Origin of the sequence: Anabaena sp. UHCC 0451 (assembly GCF_034931405.1) — a bacterium.
GTDB lineage: Bacteria > Cyanobacteriota > Cyanobacteriia > Cyanobacteriales > Nostocaceae > RDYJ01.
Genome location: NZ_JAYGHA010000007.1, coordinates 74,013 through 89,284, shown reverse-complemented (window position 1 = coordinate 89,284; position 15,272 = coordinate 74,013). Strand labels below are relative to the sequence as shown.

At 36.4% G+C, this 15,272-nt stretch carries 13 protein-coding genes; 9 read left to right on the top strand and 4 right to left on the bottom strand.

What is annotated here, in order from left to right; translation table 11 throughout:
• Positions 1–33: 33 nt before the first annotated feature.
• Positions 34–1,188 (top strand): ABC transporter permease DevC, encoded by a 1,155-nt coding sequence (devC, locus tag VB694_RS06830; protein WP_323359559.1) that lies wholly within the window; start codon positions 34–36, stop codon positions 1,186–1,188.
• A gap of 33 nt (positions 1,189–1,221) precedes the next feature.
• Positions 1,222–1,962 carry a DevA family ABC transporter ATP-binding protein gene (locus VB694_RS06825; RefSeq protein ID WP_323359558.1) on the top strand — a complete coding sequence of 247 codons (741 nt, stop codon included), beginning with the start codon at positions 1,222–1,224 and terminating at the stop codon, positions 1,960–1,962.
• A 309-nt stretch (positions 1,963–2,271) separates the two neighbouring features.
• On the opposite strand, the gene VB694_RS06820 is transcribed toward VB694_RS06825, so the two are convergent.
• Positions 2,272–3,081 carry a hypothetical protein gene (locus VB694_RS06820; protein WP_323359557.1) on the bottom strand — a complete coding sequence of 270 codons (810 nt, stop codon included), beginning with the start codon at positions 3,079–3,081 and terminating at the stop codon, positions 2,272–2,274.
• A gap of 114 nt (positions 3,082–3,195) precedes the next feature.
• On the opposite strand from VB694_RS06820, the gene VB694_RS06815 reads away from it, so the two are divergent.
• The 3 genes from VB694_RS06815 (at position 3,196) to VB694_RS06805 (ending at position 5,277) form a co-directional block, all read left to right on the top strand.
• Positions 3,196–3,969: an HAD family hydrolase gene (locus VB694_RS06815; protein ID WP_323359556.1), complete on the top strand. Its 774-nt coding sequence runs from the start codon at positions 3,196–3,198 to the stop codon at positions 3,967–3,969.
• 674 nt (positions 3,970–4,643) lie between these two features.
• Positions 4,644–4,982: a Mo-dependent nitrogenase C-terminal domain-containing protein gene (locus VB694_RS06810; protein WP_323359555.1), complete on the top strand. Its 339-nt coding sequence runs from the start codon at positions 4,644–4,646 to the stop codon at positions 4,980–4,982.
• A gap of 22 nt (positions 4,983–5,004) precedes the next feature.
• A complete protein-coding gene (locus tag VB694_RS06805; protein ID WP_323359554.1) occupies positions 5,005–5,277 on the top strand; it encodes a cupin domain-containing protein in 273 nt (90 codons plus the stop codon).
• A gap of 206 nt (positions 5,278–5,483) precedes the next feature.
• Here the strand turns inward: VB694_RS06805 and VB694_RS06800 are convergent, their stop codons facing one another.
• Complete coding sequence (locus tag VB694_RS06800; protein WP_323359553.1) at positions 5,484–6,188, bottom strand: hypothetical protein; 705 nt, start codon at positions 6,186–6,188, stop codon at positions 5,484–5,486.
• 211 nt (positions 6,189–6,399) lie between these two features.
• Here VB694_RS06800 and VB694_RS06795 point away from each other — a divergent pair, with 211 nt between their 5' ends.
• From VB694_RS06795 to VB694_RS06780, 4 genes are all read left to right on the top strand, one after another.
• Positions 6,400–7,146 carry a creatininase family protein gene (locus VB694_RS06795; RefSeq protein ID WP_323359552.1) on the top strand — a complete coding sequence of 249 codons (747 nt, stop codon included), beginning with the start codon at positions 6,400–6,402 and terminating at the stop codon, positions 7,144–7,146.
• 82 nt (positions 7,147–7,228) lie between these two features.
• Positions 7,229–8,404 (top strand): 2'-O-glycosyltransferase CruG, encoded by a 1,176-nt coding sequence (gene cruG, locus VB694_RS06790; protein ID WP_323359551.1) that lies wholly within the window; start codon positions 7,229–7,231, stop codon positions 8,402–8,404.
• A gap of 76 nt (positions 8,405–8,480) precedes the next feature.
• The gene (locus VB694_RS06785; RefSeq protein ID WP_323359550.1) at positions 8,481–11,348 is read left to right on the top strand and encodes an ATP-binding protein; all 2,868 of its coding nucleotides are present in this window, start codon (positions 8,481–8,483) and stop codon (positions 11,346–11,348) included.
• Positions 11,332–13,170: an EAL domain-containing protein gene (locus tag VB694_RS06780; RefSeq protein ID WP_323359549.1), complete on the top strand. Its 1,839-nt coding sequence runs from the start codon at positions 11,332–11,334 to the stop codon at positions 13,168–13,170. Before VB694_RS06785 ends, VB694_RS06780 begins: the two co-directional genes overlap by 17 nt.
• A gap of 26 nt (positions 13,171–13,196) precedes the next feature.
• On the opposite strand, the gene rnhA is transcribed toward VB694_RS06780, so the two are convergent.
• On the bottom strand, positions 13,197–14,105 hold the full coding sequence (gene rnhA, locus VB694_RS06775; protein WP_323359548.1) for a ribonuclease HI: 909 nt from the start codon (positions 14,103–14,105) through the stop codon (positions 13,197–13,199).
• A 92-nt stretch (positions 14,106–14,197) separates the two neighbouring features.
• Positions 14,198–15,181, bottom strand: coding sequence for an alpha/beta hydrolase (locus VB694_RS06770; protein WP_323359547.1), 984 nt, complete (start codon positions 15,179–15,181; stop codon positions 14,198–14,200).
• Positions 15,182–15,272 lie beyond the last annotated feature (91 nt).

The window sequence follows — 15,272 nt, the reverse complement described above, 5'->3', positions numbered from 1 at the left end:
ATCCAAAATCTAAAATTTAAAATCCAAAATCGAATGACTCAGAGAATACCCCTATCTTGGTTACAACTGACCAGAGAAAAAACTCGCCTAGCTGTGGCTTTATCAGGTATTGCCTTCGCTGATATTTTGATGTTTATGCAGCTTGGTTTCCGAGATGCACTCTATTACAGTAACGTCAGAATGCACAGCAGTTTAAAAGGTGACATTGTTTTAATTAACAATCAATCTAATGCTGTATTAGCAATGAAACCTTTTTCTCAGAGGCGATTATATAAAGCTTTGGATTTACCAGAAGTAGAGTCAGTTCATCCTATCTATTTAGACTATACAAGCTGGAAAAATCCGATTACAGGCCGTCCTCGCAGTATTCTTACTTTTGGAGTTAATCCAGAATTTAATGTATTTGATTTGCCCGGTGTTGAAGAAAATTTAGATAAACTAAAACTTCCTGATGTAGTATTATTTGACCGTTCTTCTAGAGTAGAATATGGTCCAATTGCTGCTGATTTTGATCAGGGAAAAATTGTCACAGCAGAAGTAAGAAGAAGACGCATTAAAGTAGCAGGATTATTTACTTTAGGTGCATCCTTTGGAGCAGATGGTAATTTAATTACTAGTGATGTTAACTTTTTGCGGATATTTGCTAACCGCCAAAGTGGATTAATTGATATTGGTTTAATTAGATTAAAACCAGGAGTAGATGCCAACCAAATTGCCACATATTTACGGACTTATCTGCCTACAGATGTGAATATTTTAACTAAAGAAGAATTTGTAGCCTTTGAAAGAAATTATTGGGCAACTAGTACGGCAATTGGGTTTATTTTTACTTTAGGGACAATTATGGGTTTTATTGTCGGAACTGTAATTGTTTATCAGATTTTGTATACAGAAGTGACAGATCATTTATCTGAATATGCTACACTCAAAGCCATAGGATATACACAAAACTATTTATTAACAGTCATTCTTCAAGAAGCTTTTATGTTAGCTGTTTTAGGATATATTCCTGGATTCGCTTGTGCTTTGTTCATGTACCAAGTTGCTAGAGAGGCTACACTTTTACCCGTTTTTATGAGTTCTTATCGAGCTATCATGGTGCTAATATTAACTATATTAATGTGTTTCATATCTGGGGCGATCGCCATGAGAAAATTACGTTCAGCTGACCCTGCTGATATTTTTTAATTATTCAAAAATCGTCACACCATCATCTTAATTATGAACAGTAAAGAACCTGTAATTGCCATTAAAAATATTAACCATTATTATGGTAGAGGTGCGCTGAGAAAACAGATTTTATTTGATATCAGCCTAGAAATATATGCCGGAGAAATTGTGATTATGACTGGACCATCAGGTTCAGGAAAAACTACATTACTTAGTCTAATTGGTGGGTTAAGGTCTGCACAAGAAGGCAGTTTGAAATTTTTAGGTAAGGAACTCTTTGGCGCTAGTCAAAGTCAACTTGTGCAAAGCCGACGCAATATAGGTTATATTTTTCAAGCTCACAATTTATTAGGTTTCTTAACTGCTAGACAGAATGTGCAAATGGCAGTGGAATTAAATCAAAGAATTTCTCAATCAGAAGCTATTAAAAAATCAGAAGCCATGCTGGGTTCAGTAGGACTAACAGAACGCATAAACTACTATCCAGACAACTTATCTGGTGGGCAAAAACAAAGAATAGCGATCGCTCGCGCACTAGTCAATCACCCGCCATTAGTCCTAGCAGATGAACCTACCGCCGCATTAGATAAACAATCAGGACGTGATGTGGTAGAAATCATGCAACGTTTAGCCAAAGAACAAGGAACTGCTATTTTATTAGTCACCCATGATAACCGTATTTTAGATATAGCAGATCGCATCGTCGAAATGGAAGATGGTCTATTAACTCGTGATGCTCAAAATCTACCTATCACCAACAAGATAGGGCAGCAAGTTTCCGATTCTCATTAATTCAGAGGGAACAGGGAACGGGCAACAGGGAACAGAAAAAACTCATGTTTAAAAACATGAGATTGCAAATTTTGACACTGTTTTTTTCGTGCTACGCATCTTGTAAAAACATCCTTTTTTTGACTGAGCTTTAAACTCAGAACTAAAGTTTTTTATTTTTTACCTGTTCCCGGTTCCCTGTTCCCTGTTCCCTTCTTTTGTAACAAAATGTAAAATCCCTGAAAGTTTCTTGCCTCTTGCCTCTTACCTTTTGCCTTGCCATAACGATAAATTTTAACGCCTACCTATTTAACTAAACTTTCTCCTGAGTTAAGCCTTAGTTTTTCCAGTTGGCGTGTTTGGTGGTGCAGCCACACCAGGTTGGCGAGTAGTACGGAAAGTCACATTTACTCCTTCATTTGATTGTTCCAAGACGAGCAAGGGAGTAGGTTTAGCCTTTTGATCCCAATGCATATAGACAATCCGACCTTGAATTGTCGGCTGCCATGAATCATCATCTTCTCTAGGGCTAAGGTAAGTTTCTATACAGTCCATAATCTGGCTAATAGTTGTAGAAGTTGCTTGTGTAGGTAACTTCATCAACCGAATTTGAATCCGAAATAGCACTCGCTTGACAATGTTGGGCGCAACACCAGTTTCATACTCAACATCAAAAATTTCATCTACCTGTCTACCAGTGCTGCTGGCAACCCCAACCTGTCCCTGTTGAGATTGGCCAGGGCGGAGTGATAAAGAAATTTTATCTTTAATTTTGAGTTTAATTTGATTAACAATCCCAAACCGAAATACCTCCTCTGACATCCTCATTCGCAAATAATCGAGGTTAAAGTCCCGTGAGTGGACTAAATCGGGGTTAGTCTCCATTTTGCGAATGGTTTCCAGCGCCAACTTCAACTTTTTTTCTAGTTCTCGCGTGCGGAATTTTTCAAACTTAACTTTTTTTTCATATTTATTGACTAAAATTTTCCCATAAATAATGACAGCGATTAGTCCTACTAGCAGCCCTCCACTAGCAAACATAAATAAGGAGGATGCCTGAAACTCGCTCTCTGGTACTTGTGAGATTTTTTTCTGAGTCTTGGCACTTGAAGACTGGGCTAGAAATATTGTATTAAGCATGATTAGTAAATTAAAATATTTTACTCGTAATGTTTAGGATGCCCAAATATTTGGTATGACTTTACTGTATTGTTAATATTTTTTTACATCATATTCCCCTATTCCGGTTTTTATATGCCCAGACACATTAGTAATTCTCATGACTTGAAAAATATTGGTCTTGTAGCCACAGATATGGATGGTACTTTAACTCAGGAGGGAAAATTTACTTCGTCACTGTTAACAGCTTTGGAGAATTTAGCCGCAGCGGGAATTAAGGTACTAATTGTCACCGGACGTTCCGCTGGTTGGGTGAGTGGAATCAGCAGCTTGATGCCAGTTGCCGGTGCATTGGCAGAAAATGGTGGTTTGTTTTATTCATCCGGTAATTTAGAATCAGTAGCTTTAACACCGATTCCTGATGTAACTAACCATCGTCGGCACTTAGCTACAACTTTTGCCAAATTACAACGCCAATTTCCCCAAATCCAGGAATCTGATGATAATCGTTTTCGCGTCACTGATTGGACATTTGATGTTGCTGCTTTGACATTAGATGAACTGCAATATCTCAGTAGCCTTTGTCAAAATGAGGGCTGGGGATTTACTTACAGCAATGTTCAATGTCACATTAAACCTCAAGGACAAGATAAATCTGGGGGATTGTTACAAGTATTGCACAAATACTTCCCAGAATATTCACTAGATCAAGTTGTCACCGTAGGCGATAGTCCCAATGATGAAAGTCTATTTGATAGTCGTTATTTTCCTGTTTCTGTGGGTGTAGCTAATGTGATGAAATATGCCAATGAGTTACAGTATCTACCTACTTATGTAACTACGTCCGCTGAAGGGGAAGGATTTTTTGAGTTGTCTAATTATATTTTGCAGTCAAAACCAAAAAGTTAAGTAGCATCTGAGTGTAAAAGTTTTCAAACATCCTCTAAAGCCCTTACCGGAGAGGATTGCTACATTTCTTAAGTTTACTTCCTCGGTTTAATTATTATTATTTATTTTTAAGGTATATCTATTATAGCATATTTTGTGTTTTATAAACCATTTTTAAACCTCAATTAGTTTGTACTTATCAAAGGATTTCTTCCTAGTAATTAGATAATATTTAGGTTGGCTTATGTAATGGATCTAACATTTTTATATCTATACTCTGCTGGAGGATGGAGTCAGGTGATTGCTAAATATTAGCCAACCCTAGATATAGTCAAATCTCACCCATATTTTGATTAGTACCGTGACAATTTTTAGCACTGTGCAGTTTACCTACCAAGCATTTGGGATTGATATATGGGATCGCAATATTTGACATTAGTAATTAATAAGTTAAAGAAATACCATTTTTACAATTTCTTTGTTATTTTGTATTTAGCGGGACAGTTATTCAAATCATCGTGAGTTTAAATGGCAATTAGTTAAAGAATTTCTCTGCTTATTCCATGTAAGATACTCCCGTGGCAATTATCTTACCTAAAAATTACTAAGACAACGCAGATATTATCTGCAAATAAAATGGACATAAGCCAAATTAGCAAAACTTGATCTATCTGAAGACAACAGGATTTAGAACTATGATCACCACAAATACTCAATCTATCATTCTCCCTACTTTGATCAGCCAGATCGAAGACACTCATCAAACCGTCAATAAATCTAATTTACTACAACCAATACGTCAATGGTTAGATGAAATTGAAATTCATAACACTCAACTGGCCAAATTTATTGCTAAACTGATTCCGCCTCAATGTCCTTTTGAACGTGATATAGTGCTTTTCGGTCGTAAAATCGCTCACATTCCGCCGATGTGCAAACTCAATCCACTCTATGACGAATTGGTAGGCTTGCGTTTTCGGGCATTGTGTTATTTAGTAGATGAATGTGGAGAGGATATCCAATCCTACTGCTAAATACAACCTGATAAAATACTGTATGCAAATTAAGATCGAACATCAACCTAGTCAAGAGAGCCTTAATCAGTTAGGTATATACAAATGGGCAATTTGGCAAAAGGAAAGTTCCAAATTTCCTTGGACTTACGATTCTCAAGAAACTTGTTACTTTTTGGAAGGCGATGTAGTTGTTACTCCTGATGACGGACAACCAGTGCAAATGGGTAAAGGAGATTTAGTCATATTTCCTGCTGGAATGTCTTGTACATGGGAAATTATCAAAGATGTAAAAAAACATTATTGCTTTGATTAATGAAGTACCAAAAGTCAAAATTCATGATTTTTCTCTCCTGGTATAGTTGACAATTCAGAAAACAAACATCTCATTATTCACTTGAAGTTAATCTTGCCCTGGAGATTCGCAACGAGTATCTACAAATAAAATTGCAGTATTCAGTAAATTTTTGGGATCATTTTTTCAAAACTTGTTGCAATTCTTTCCTTGAAAAAAGAATTTTTTTACATAAAATAGCGGCGTTTACGCCAGTAACGTAAACCAAAAATTCCTCCTAGAATCACTAAACTGGAAGTGGAATTAAATTCAAAAGGAACAGGAGTGGGATTCAGAGTAGCATTGAGTTGTATATTGTCGATGCGATTACTACCAGTGGCAACAGTAACGCCATTAAAAGTAATGCGAAAAAAGGCTGTAGTAGCACTATCAAGGTTATTGACATTACTAAAGTCGAAAGTTTGTATGGCAAAAGCTGTTGCTGGGTTATAAGGATTTGTACCGCTAATTCCTGCGGAGGAGAATGTAGTTCCATCAGTAGACCATGCAACCAGATTATTATTAAACCCGGTTACTGATCTCAGGGTTGCAAATGTTAGAATCGGGTCTGAATATTGTGAGAGATTAAACTGAAGTGTAATATTTTTACCATTATTACTATTGGATGTACCACCTTGCAGAGTAAGAGCTCGACCGGCAGGATCACTACCTACAGCATTGATTGTTGTACCTGTACCATAGACAATGTTTGCAGGTAAAAAATCACTTGTTAGTATACCATTACTTTGACTAGAATTGAAGTTACTGCTGTTGAAGTTCCAGGAGTCAACAAAGGTAAGAGCTTGAACGTCATCAGGAGCAGCAATAGAGAAACTCAAGGTAAGAGCGGAAATCAACACAAAAGAAGTGCGTGATAAAAAACTCTTAATCATGATAGTTAATACATAAGTTACATGACTAAGTATATCAAGATTTGCATTTTTATGCAAGATATTATTTGATTTCTGAGGATTTTACTGATATAAGTAAATTCACTATTGTGTATTTACTGATCTAAAAAATTAAAACTTTTATTTCTGTGTTTTTACCGGAAAATCAAAAATCATTCATAATATATGAAAGAATATATTTACATAGACTAAAATGCTCTTACATCTCAGTACCTGGACAGATGTCGAAACCTATTTAGAACAATCTCAAGGAATGATCATTCCTATTGGTTCTACAGAACAACATGGACCCACGGGTTTAATTGGAACTGATGCGATTTGTGCTGAAGCTATATCCCGTGGTGTGGGGGAAGCAACTCAAGCGATGGTTGCACCCACAATTAACGTCGGTATGGCATTACATCATACAGGCTTTCCCGGTACAATTAGTTTGCGTCCTAGCACTTTAATTTTGGTAGTACGAGATTATCTAACTTGTTTAACCAAAGCTGGTTTTACGAAGTTTTATTTTATTAACGGACATGGTGGGAATATTGCTACTCTGAAAGCTGCTTTTTCCGAAACCTACGCACATCTAGAAGATTTACAAATTGCTAATTACCAAAAAGTGCAATGTCAAATTGCTAATTGGTTTATGTGCGGTTCTGTATACAAATTAGCTAAAGAATCATATGGTGATCAAGAAGGTTCTCATGCTACCCCTAGTGAAGTAGCTGTGACTCAATACGTTTATCCAGAAGCAATAAAAAAAGCCTACTTGTCTCCAGAAGTTGCTTCTGGACATAGAATTTATGGTGCTGCTGATTTTCGAGAACGTTATCCAGATGGCCGCATGGGTTCAAATCCAGATTTAGCAACTCCTGAACATGGTAAGCAGTTTTATGATTTGGCTGTTGAGGAGTTGAGTAAGGGGTATTTGGAGTTTGTTAGTCAGGAATGAAGTAACAATTTTTACAATACCAATTGTAAAAAAATCAAATAATTTATATCATCTATAGTATCCATTGCATCTACTAAATATCTTGATCATAGAAAGCACTATTTCCCTCCTCCTCCTACTTATCCAAGTACCAGCAACCGCAATTTTACTGTCACGGTTACTCAAGGGTCCAAGACGACATCCACCCCTGACTCCACAACAACCAACACCTGATATCTTAGGTAGTGTCAGCGTGATTGTACCGACATTAAATGAAGCATTGCGTATTAGTCCGCTATTAGCTGGGTTAAGTCGGCAAAGTTACGAAGTTAGAGAAGTTATTGTGGTTGATAGCAGATCCCAAGATGGTACTCCCGAATTGGTCAAAGCAGCACAGCAACAAGACCCCAGGTTTCGAGTGATGACAGATGACCCTTTACCTGATAATTGGGTAGGTCGTCCTTGGGCGTTACATAACGGCTTTTTGTTTACTTCCGAAGGAAGTGAATGGTTTTTGGGTATGGATGCAGATATTCAACCCCATCCTGGTTTGGTGGCTAGTTTGGTAAAAACAGCCCAAGCTGAAGGTTATGATTTGGTTTCCCTTTCTCCTCAGTTTATACTTAAGTATCCGGGAGAATGCTGGTTACAGCCGGCTTTGTTGATGACACTTTTGTATAGATTTGATCCTGCGGGTATTGATACTGAACAACCGGAAAGGGTGATGGCTAATGGACAGTGTTTTTTATGTCGGCGCTCGGTTTTAGCGGCTGTCAATGGTTATAGCAGTGCGAAGAGTTCTTTTTGTGATGATGTGACTTTGGCACGAAATATTGCCGCTGCTGGTTTTAAGGTGGGGTTTTTGGATGGGGCAAAAGTGCTGAAGGTGCGGATGTATGAGGGCGCAATGGAAACGTGGAAGGAGTGGGGGCGAAGTCTTGATTTAAAGGATGCGTCTAACCGCGCTCAAATTTGGGGTGATTTATGGTTACTTTCATCTGTACAAGGTTTACCTCTGATAATTGTTTTAGCTTATCTCTTCATAGCCCCGTCGCCCTATCTTCCTATCTCTTTAGTATTAGGACTGAATATATTTTTAGTGATCATTCGCTTTGCTTTATTGTTAGCGATCGCACCATCTTATGACCGTAAAAATGCCATGGGTGGTTGGTTATTCTGGCTTTCTCCCTTAGCTGATCCTCTAGCGGTACTAAGAATCTTTTTATCTGCGCTCCGCACCCCGCGAGAATGGCGAGGAAGGAAGTATAATATTGATTAATAACTATTAGCTATACTTGAGATAATTTCTATTATTTTTATAATTTGCACTTTCTTGGTTAGTGCTTGATTTTATTATGTATGACATAATTTCTGGCAGCTATGAACCACTTTTGGTAGCTGTATCATTTATTATCGCTGTTATTGCCTCTTATATGGCGGTAGACTTGGCAGGGCGAGTTACAGCCAAATCATCCCTAAGTTCACCTTTGGCCTTGTCCTCAGCCCAATTACTGTGGATATTAGGCGGTTCTGTAATCATGGGTACTGGAATTTGGTCGATGCACTTCTTTGTATTGACGACTACGCCAACTTCTTGGTTGGGAATTAAAATCAGTATGGCGACTGTATTTATATTAGTCGTTACCTTAGTAACATCAATTTTAGGTCGGCGATATGCAGATCAATTAGTTCGACAAGAAGCATTACAAGAAAGTGAAAAACTTTTTCGGTTCTTAATTCGAGAAATGCCTGTTGGTGTCTTGCTGTTGAATGCTGAAGGCAAAATAATTTTGAGTAACCACGTTGCTAGGGAACTGCTGTTATTGACAGAAGAAGATTTACACAATAAAAGTGTTTTTGCTCTCAATTGGCAGATGTTAGATGAAGAGGGAAAACCATTAACTGCTAAAACTTTACCTATCAGAGAAGCGATCGCCAATAGTCAGCCAGTACGTAACTATGTAATTGGTCTATTTCGCAATTATGCACTAGATAGATTGTGGCTATTATTAAACATTGATCCGCAATTATCTAATGATCAAAAATTAGAAAGATTAGTTTGCACTTTTACCAATATTACTTTAGAGAAAGAAGCACAAGCTGCATTGCGAGAGAGTGCAGAACGGGAAAAAGCATTGGCTACAGCAATTCGTCGAATGCGGCAAACATTAGATATGAAAACTATATTTGCAGCAACTACTTCAGAATTAAGACAAGTTATCCGTTGCGATCGCGTTGTAGTTTATAGTTTCAATTCTGACTGGAGTGGAGAATTTGTGGCCGAGTCTGTAGGTAGCGGCTGGATATCTTTGTGGGATGAACAAAATAATAATTCCAAATTGCAGGAGAATGCATTATCAAATGAGCGATGCACTGTTAAAAATTTCGATAGTACAAATGAAAATGATAATTTTAGTCAAAATCCGTTATTACTAGAAGATACTTATCTCCAGCAAACTGAAGGCGGCCTTTACAACCAAGGTACAAGTTACCGCAGTGTAGAAGATATTTATCAGGCTGGATTTGACGATTGTTATACTCAACTATTGCAGCAATTTCAGGCCAGATCCTATATTATTGTGCCGATTTTTTCTAACAATAAACTTTGGGGATTGTTGGCAATCTATCAAAATTCTGCACCGCGACAATGGAAGGAAGCTGAAATTAAAATAGTTGTGCAGATTGGTAATCAGTTGGGAGTAGCTTTGCAACAAGCTGAATTACTGGAACGGACTCAAAAACAATCAATAGAACTACAACAAGCATTATTAGCCGCCGATGCAGCTAACCGTGCTAAATCAGAATTTTTGGCGAATATGAGTCATGAATTGAGAACACCACTCAATGCTATCCTGGGTTTTACACAAATAATGAGTCGTGATCAATCCTTATCTACAAAACACCAGGAGGGAATAGGAATTATTAATCGTGCTGGTGAACATTTGCTAATACTAATTAATGACATTCTAGAAATGTCTAAAATTGAGGCAGGTAGAACCACAATTAATGAAAACAGCTTTGATTTAATCGTTTTTTTAGATTCTTTATATAAAATGTTGCAATTAAGAGCCGAATCTAAAGGCTTGCAATTGATATTTGATTATGATAAATATTTGCCTCAATATATACGTTCTGATGAAGGTAAGTTACGACAAATTTTACTAAATTTATTAGGAAATGCCCTTAAATTTACAGAAAAAGGTAGTGTAGATTTAAGAGTAAAAGCTGTTAAATTTACTCAAGAAGAAAAGGCGAAAATCTTAACCAGTAATGACTACCAACTTATTTTTGAAGTCGAAGATACTGGCTATGGCATTGATAAAAAAGAAATTAACTTAATATTTGAACCTTTCAAACAAACAAATAAGGTTAGTCAATATAAACAAGGCACAGGCTTGGGTTTAGCTATTAGCCGCAAATATATACAACTAATGGGAGGTGATATTAGAGTTAGCAGTCGTCTAGGTAATGGTAGTTTATTTACTTTTAATATTCCCATTCAGGAAGCTAATGCTCAAGAAATTCCAATCCAATATTTAAATTGTACAGTCATTGCTTTAGTACCTAATCAACCAGAATATCGGATTTTAATTGTTGATGATGCCAAAGATAGTCGTCTTTTTTTAGTAAAATTGCTGTCAGAGATTGGTTTTAGTATTCGTGAATCTACAAATGGAGAAGAAGCTGTTAAATGTTGGCAAAATTGGCATCCTCACCTAATCTTTATGGATATGCGGATGCCTGTGATGGATGGTTTTATCGCTACACAAAAGATTAAAGCCACACCCCAAGGTCAAGCTACTAAAATTGTGGCTTTAACTGCTAGTGCTTTCGATGAAGATCGTCAAACTATTTTAGCCTCTGGTTGTGATGATTTTATTTCTAAACCTTTTCAACAAGCAATTTTATTAGAAAAAATTAGTCAACATCTAGGATTACAATATATCTATGAAAATGATAGTCATCTAAAATCTCCTCAACTAAATCAACAAAAAATTTCCGAATCAGAACTAGGTTCGCTGTTATTAACAATGTCATCTGAATGGCGAAAGCAGTTAAATACTGCTGCTGCTCAATGTAGCGATGAAATTATTTTAGAATTAATTGTACAAATAACTTCAGATAATCATATTTTAGCGAATACACTGAGGGAATTAACAGAAAATTTTCAATTCAAAAAAATCATGCAGTTGACCCAGGATAACAATGAGCAAAACATCTAATTTTAACATGGGTAAAAAAGATATTCTCATAGTTGATGATACACCAGATAATTTACGGTTTTTAGCCACAATTTTAAACCAACAAGGTTATTCTGTTCGCAAAGCTTTAGATGGACAAATGGCTATAACAGCGTGTCAAAATCTCTTGCCAGATTTAATTTTATTGGATATCCTGATGCCAGAAATGGATGGATATGCAGTTTGTGAATTCTTAAAAGCTAATGAACAAACTCAAAAAATTCCCGTCATATTTTTAAGTGCGATAGATGATATTTTAGATAAAGTCAAAGCTTTTGAAGTTGGTGGTGTTGACTACATTACCAAACCATTTCATGCGGAAGAAGTTTTGATTCGCGTGAAAAATCACATATCACTGCGAGCCGCAGAACAGAAAATTTTAAATTTAAATATAGAATTGGAAAATAGAGTTCAAGAGCGAACTTTACAACTGGAATTAACTAATCAAGAATTGAAACGGGAGTTATACGAACGTCAACAATTACAAGGTCAACTGTTATATAGAGCTTTCCATGATCCATTGACTAATTTATCTAATCGTACTTTGTTCATGGAACGGTTAGATGATGCAATTAAGCTAACTCAAGTCGAATCTGATTATCAGTTTGCTGTTTTATTTTTAGATTGCGATCGCTTTAAAGTTATTAATGATTCTCTGGGACATTTAGTAGGAGATGAATTGTTAATTGCTATTGGTAAAAGATTGCAAATTTTAATGAGAGATAGTGACATTCTTGCTAGATTAGGTGGTGATGAATTTGCTATTTGTTTAGAAAAAATCACAGATATCAATTATGCAAAAATCTTTGCTGACACAATTTTAAAAGAGCTTTCTGCCCCTTTTAAATTATCTAGAGCAGAGGTATTTATTAGTGCTAGTATTGGGATTGTTTTAGGAAATAGAAACTACAATAATCCCCAAGAATTACTGCGAGATGCGGACACAGCAATGTATCGAGCTAAAACACAAGGTAAGTCTAGATATTGTGTTTTTACTGATGATATGTATCAACAAGCCATCAAGCTTTTACAATTAGAAAATGATTTAAAAAGGGCAATTGAACGCCAAGAATTTATTGTTTATTATCAGCCAATAGTTTCCTTATCTACAGGTAGAATTAGTGGGTTTGAAGCCCTGGTACGCTGGCAACATCCAACACAGGGAATGATTTCTCCGGTAGAATTTATTCCCATTGCGGAAGAAACTGGTTTAATTGCAGCTATAGATACCTGGGTATTAAAAACAGCTTGTATTCAACTACGCAACTGGCAAAAACAAAAATTAGTTGATGAAGATGTTTCTATTAGCGTTAATCTTTCAGTTAGATTATTTTCTCAGCCGAATTTATTAGAAATAATTGATCAAGCTTGGCGAGAAATTCAATTAAATCCACAAAACCTAAAACTAGAAATTACTGAAAGTGCGATTATGGAAAATGGTGAAGCCGCAGCAGTAATTCTACAACAACTGAGAAAATGCCAAATTCAATTATCTATTGATGATTTTGGGACGGGATACTCTTCTTTAAGCTACTTGCAGAGATTTCCAGTAAATATCCTCAAAATTGATCAATGTTTCATCAATACTTTAGAATCAAATCCCAGAAATACAGGTTTAATTGCTACTATCATTAACCTTGCACATACAAGTGATATGAAAGCGATCGCTGAAGGTATAGAAACACCAGAAAAATTGGCTCAATTAAGGGATTTAGGCTGCGATTTTGGTCAGGGTTATCTATTTTCTAAACCTTTAGCAGCCAAATCAATTGTAGATTTACTTGCGTCTTCTCCTCATTGGTAATTACAGCAGAATCCAGGAGTTAGGAGTCAGTCAGCATTAGTTTCTATTTGATCACCTCTTTCTAGTTCCCAAAGAATTTGATTGCCTTCACGTCGTACCCGTGAAACTATCCAATTTCGCCAACGCCACTGATCTCCGCGACTGGTGACAGCACTAGCGTGGACATCCATTAAATCTGCTAGTTCGGAACTAGTGATTAAATAGCCTTTTTCTGCAATTTCATCAGCAACTCGCAAAGTTTCAACTAAGTTGCGGAGTTGCAAAATCCTCATCTCAGGAGGTTTTTCGTCGTTTGTGTTCGCAGCTGACGCTGTAGATATTTCCATATTAGTTATGTCTGATGAAAAAGCACTGCTTTCCGAGATGTTTTCGTTAATTTTTGTAGAGTGTATTGGCGAATCCAATACTTTTGTTACATTGATTTCGTGAGGATTTGTTAAGTTTGGACAAGGATTTACAGACGATTCTTGTTGAAGAGATGGAATTTGTCCGCTGGAAAAGGAGCGAGCAATCACATCACAACGTTCGTTACCTATGTTACCAGAATGGCCGCGCACGTGCTGCCATTTTACAAGTCTGCTGTTCAGTCTATCCAGGGTTTCTAACAGGTCTTGGTTTTGGACTGGGTTGCCATCTGCTTTTTTCCAGCCTTTCTTTTTCCAACCTGGCATCCATTTGGTAACACTGTTAATTAGATATTCGCTATCGGTGTAGAGGGTGATAGGTTGAGTTTGTCCAGATTTGTCCAAGAATTCTAGGGCTGCGATCGCCGCTTGCATTTCCATTTTATTATTGGTGGTATGCTTTGATGCGTCCCCCATTTCGTGAATTGAACCATCATTGAAGTAAACAACAACACCCCAACCACCAGGTCCAGGGTTGCCGGTGCAAGCACCATCAGTATATATACTTTCAATTACGCGTTGAGTAGACATGGTAATAGTCATGGAATCGCAGAGAACAATAACAAAAAAAATTAGTGATAAATTTTTGTCACTAATATCCAGGATATTATAGTTAATTAATACTAATTTTCAACTTTTTCTAAAACTCTCCTCACTGCTGCCAAAATAACTTCCGGCTCATCTATCCACACAAAATGACCACTTTTTGTAGCTAATAATTGTTCACAGTTAGTCGAAAGTAAAAGCAAATTAGATTGGATAGCATCTCGCAATTTATCCGCTGGTGTAATTGAAAAATAAAACCTTCCCCATCTAGGTTTAAGAAAATTCGCAGCTTTGATATTAATAATTGGTAAATTGCCAAAATCATTAGCTTTCTTAACTTGATGTCCACTAGTATTTAAACTCCACATTTCTCGAAACATTGTCAACCAATGTCGTGACGAATAAAAAGAGCTTTTCACAATTTTTAATGTAGTTTTTGGAAACTGACGCAATTCTTTTTTAAGAATTTCAAATATACCTATTATTCCTAAAAACCTCACAATTCCTAATGCTGCACCCAAGGAAGCAATAAAAAAAGAAATTGTAAAAAATAACTTCAATAATTGCAGACTAAATGACATAGACAACATCTGTTTTTCATGCAAACCATCTGTTAAAATCATCCCCACAACTTCTGCTGGGAAAAGATGAGCATAAAGACGCATATTGTAACTACCAAAAGAATCACCAACTAAGATGTATGGCGGTTCAATTTCTGCTTTCTGCAACAAAATGTGTAATTCTTTAACTATCTGTTCACTGGTACGCGGTTTATTACTTGATTGACTCGAACCATAACCAGCACGATCATAAATACAAACTCGTGATATTTTCGCTAGTTCTTCTACTAAAAAATATCCATCTATTCCCCCCAAACTATGATCTACAATTATTGTAATTTCTCCTTCACCAGCAACATAAAAATGTAATTTATGTCCACCGACATCAATCAATTTTCCTATGGGTGGTATTTTTGAATTTTCTTGAAAGCTGGTAATTTGATGATATGTAGTAATCCCTAATAAAATCAATGATTGCCAGTTGAATAAATTTGATAGCAAAGTTTTAATTTTCCTGATTTTTTGATGATTGATATTTGAGTTTAAATTTCCTATAAAGGTAAGTATTCAGCTATAGCGATCGTTCATATCC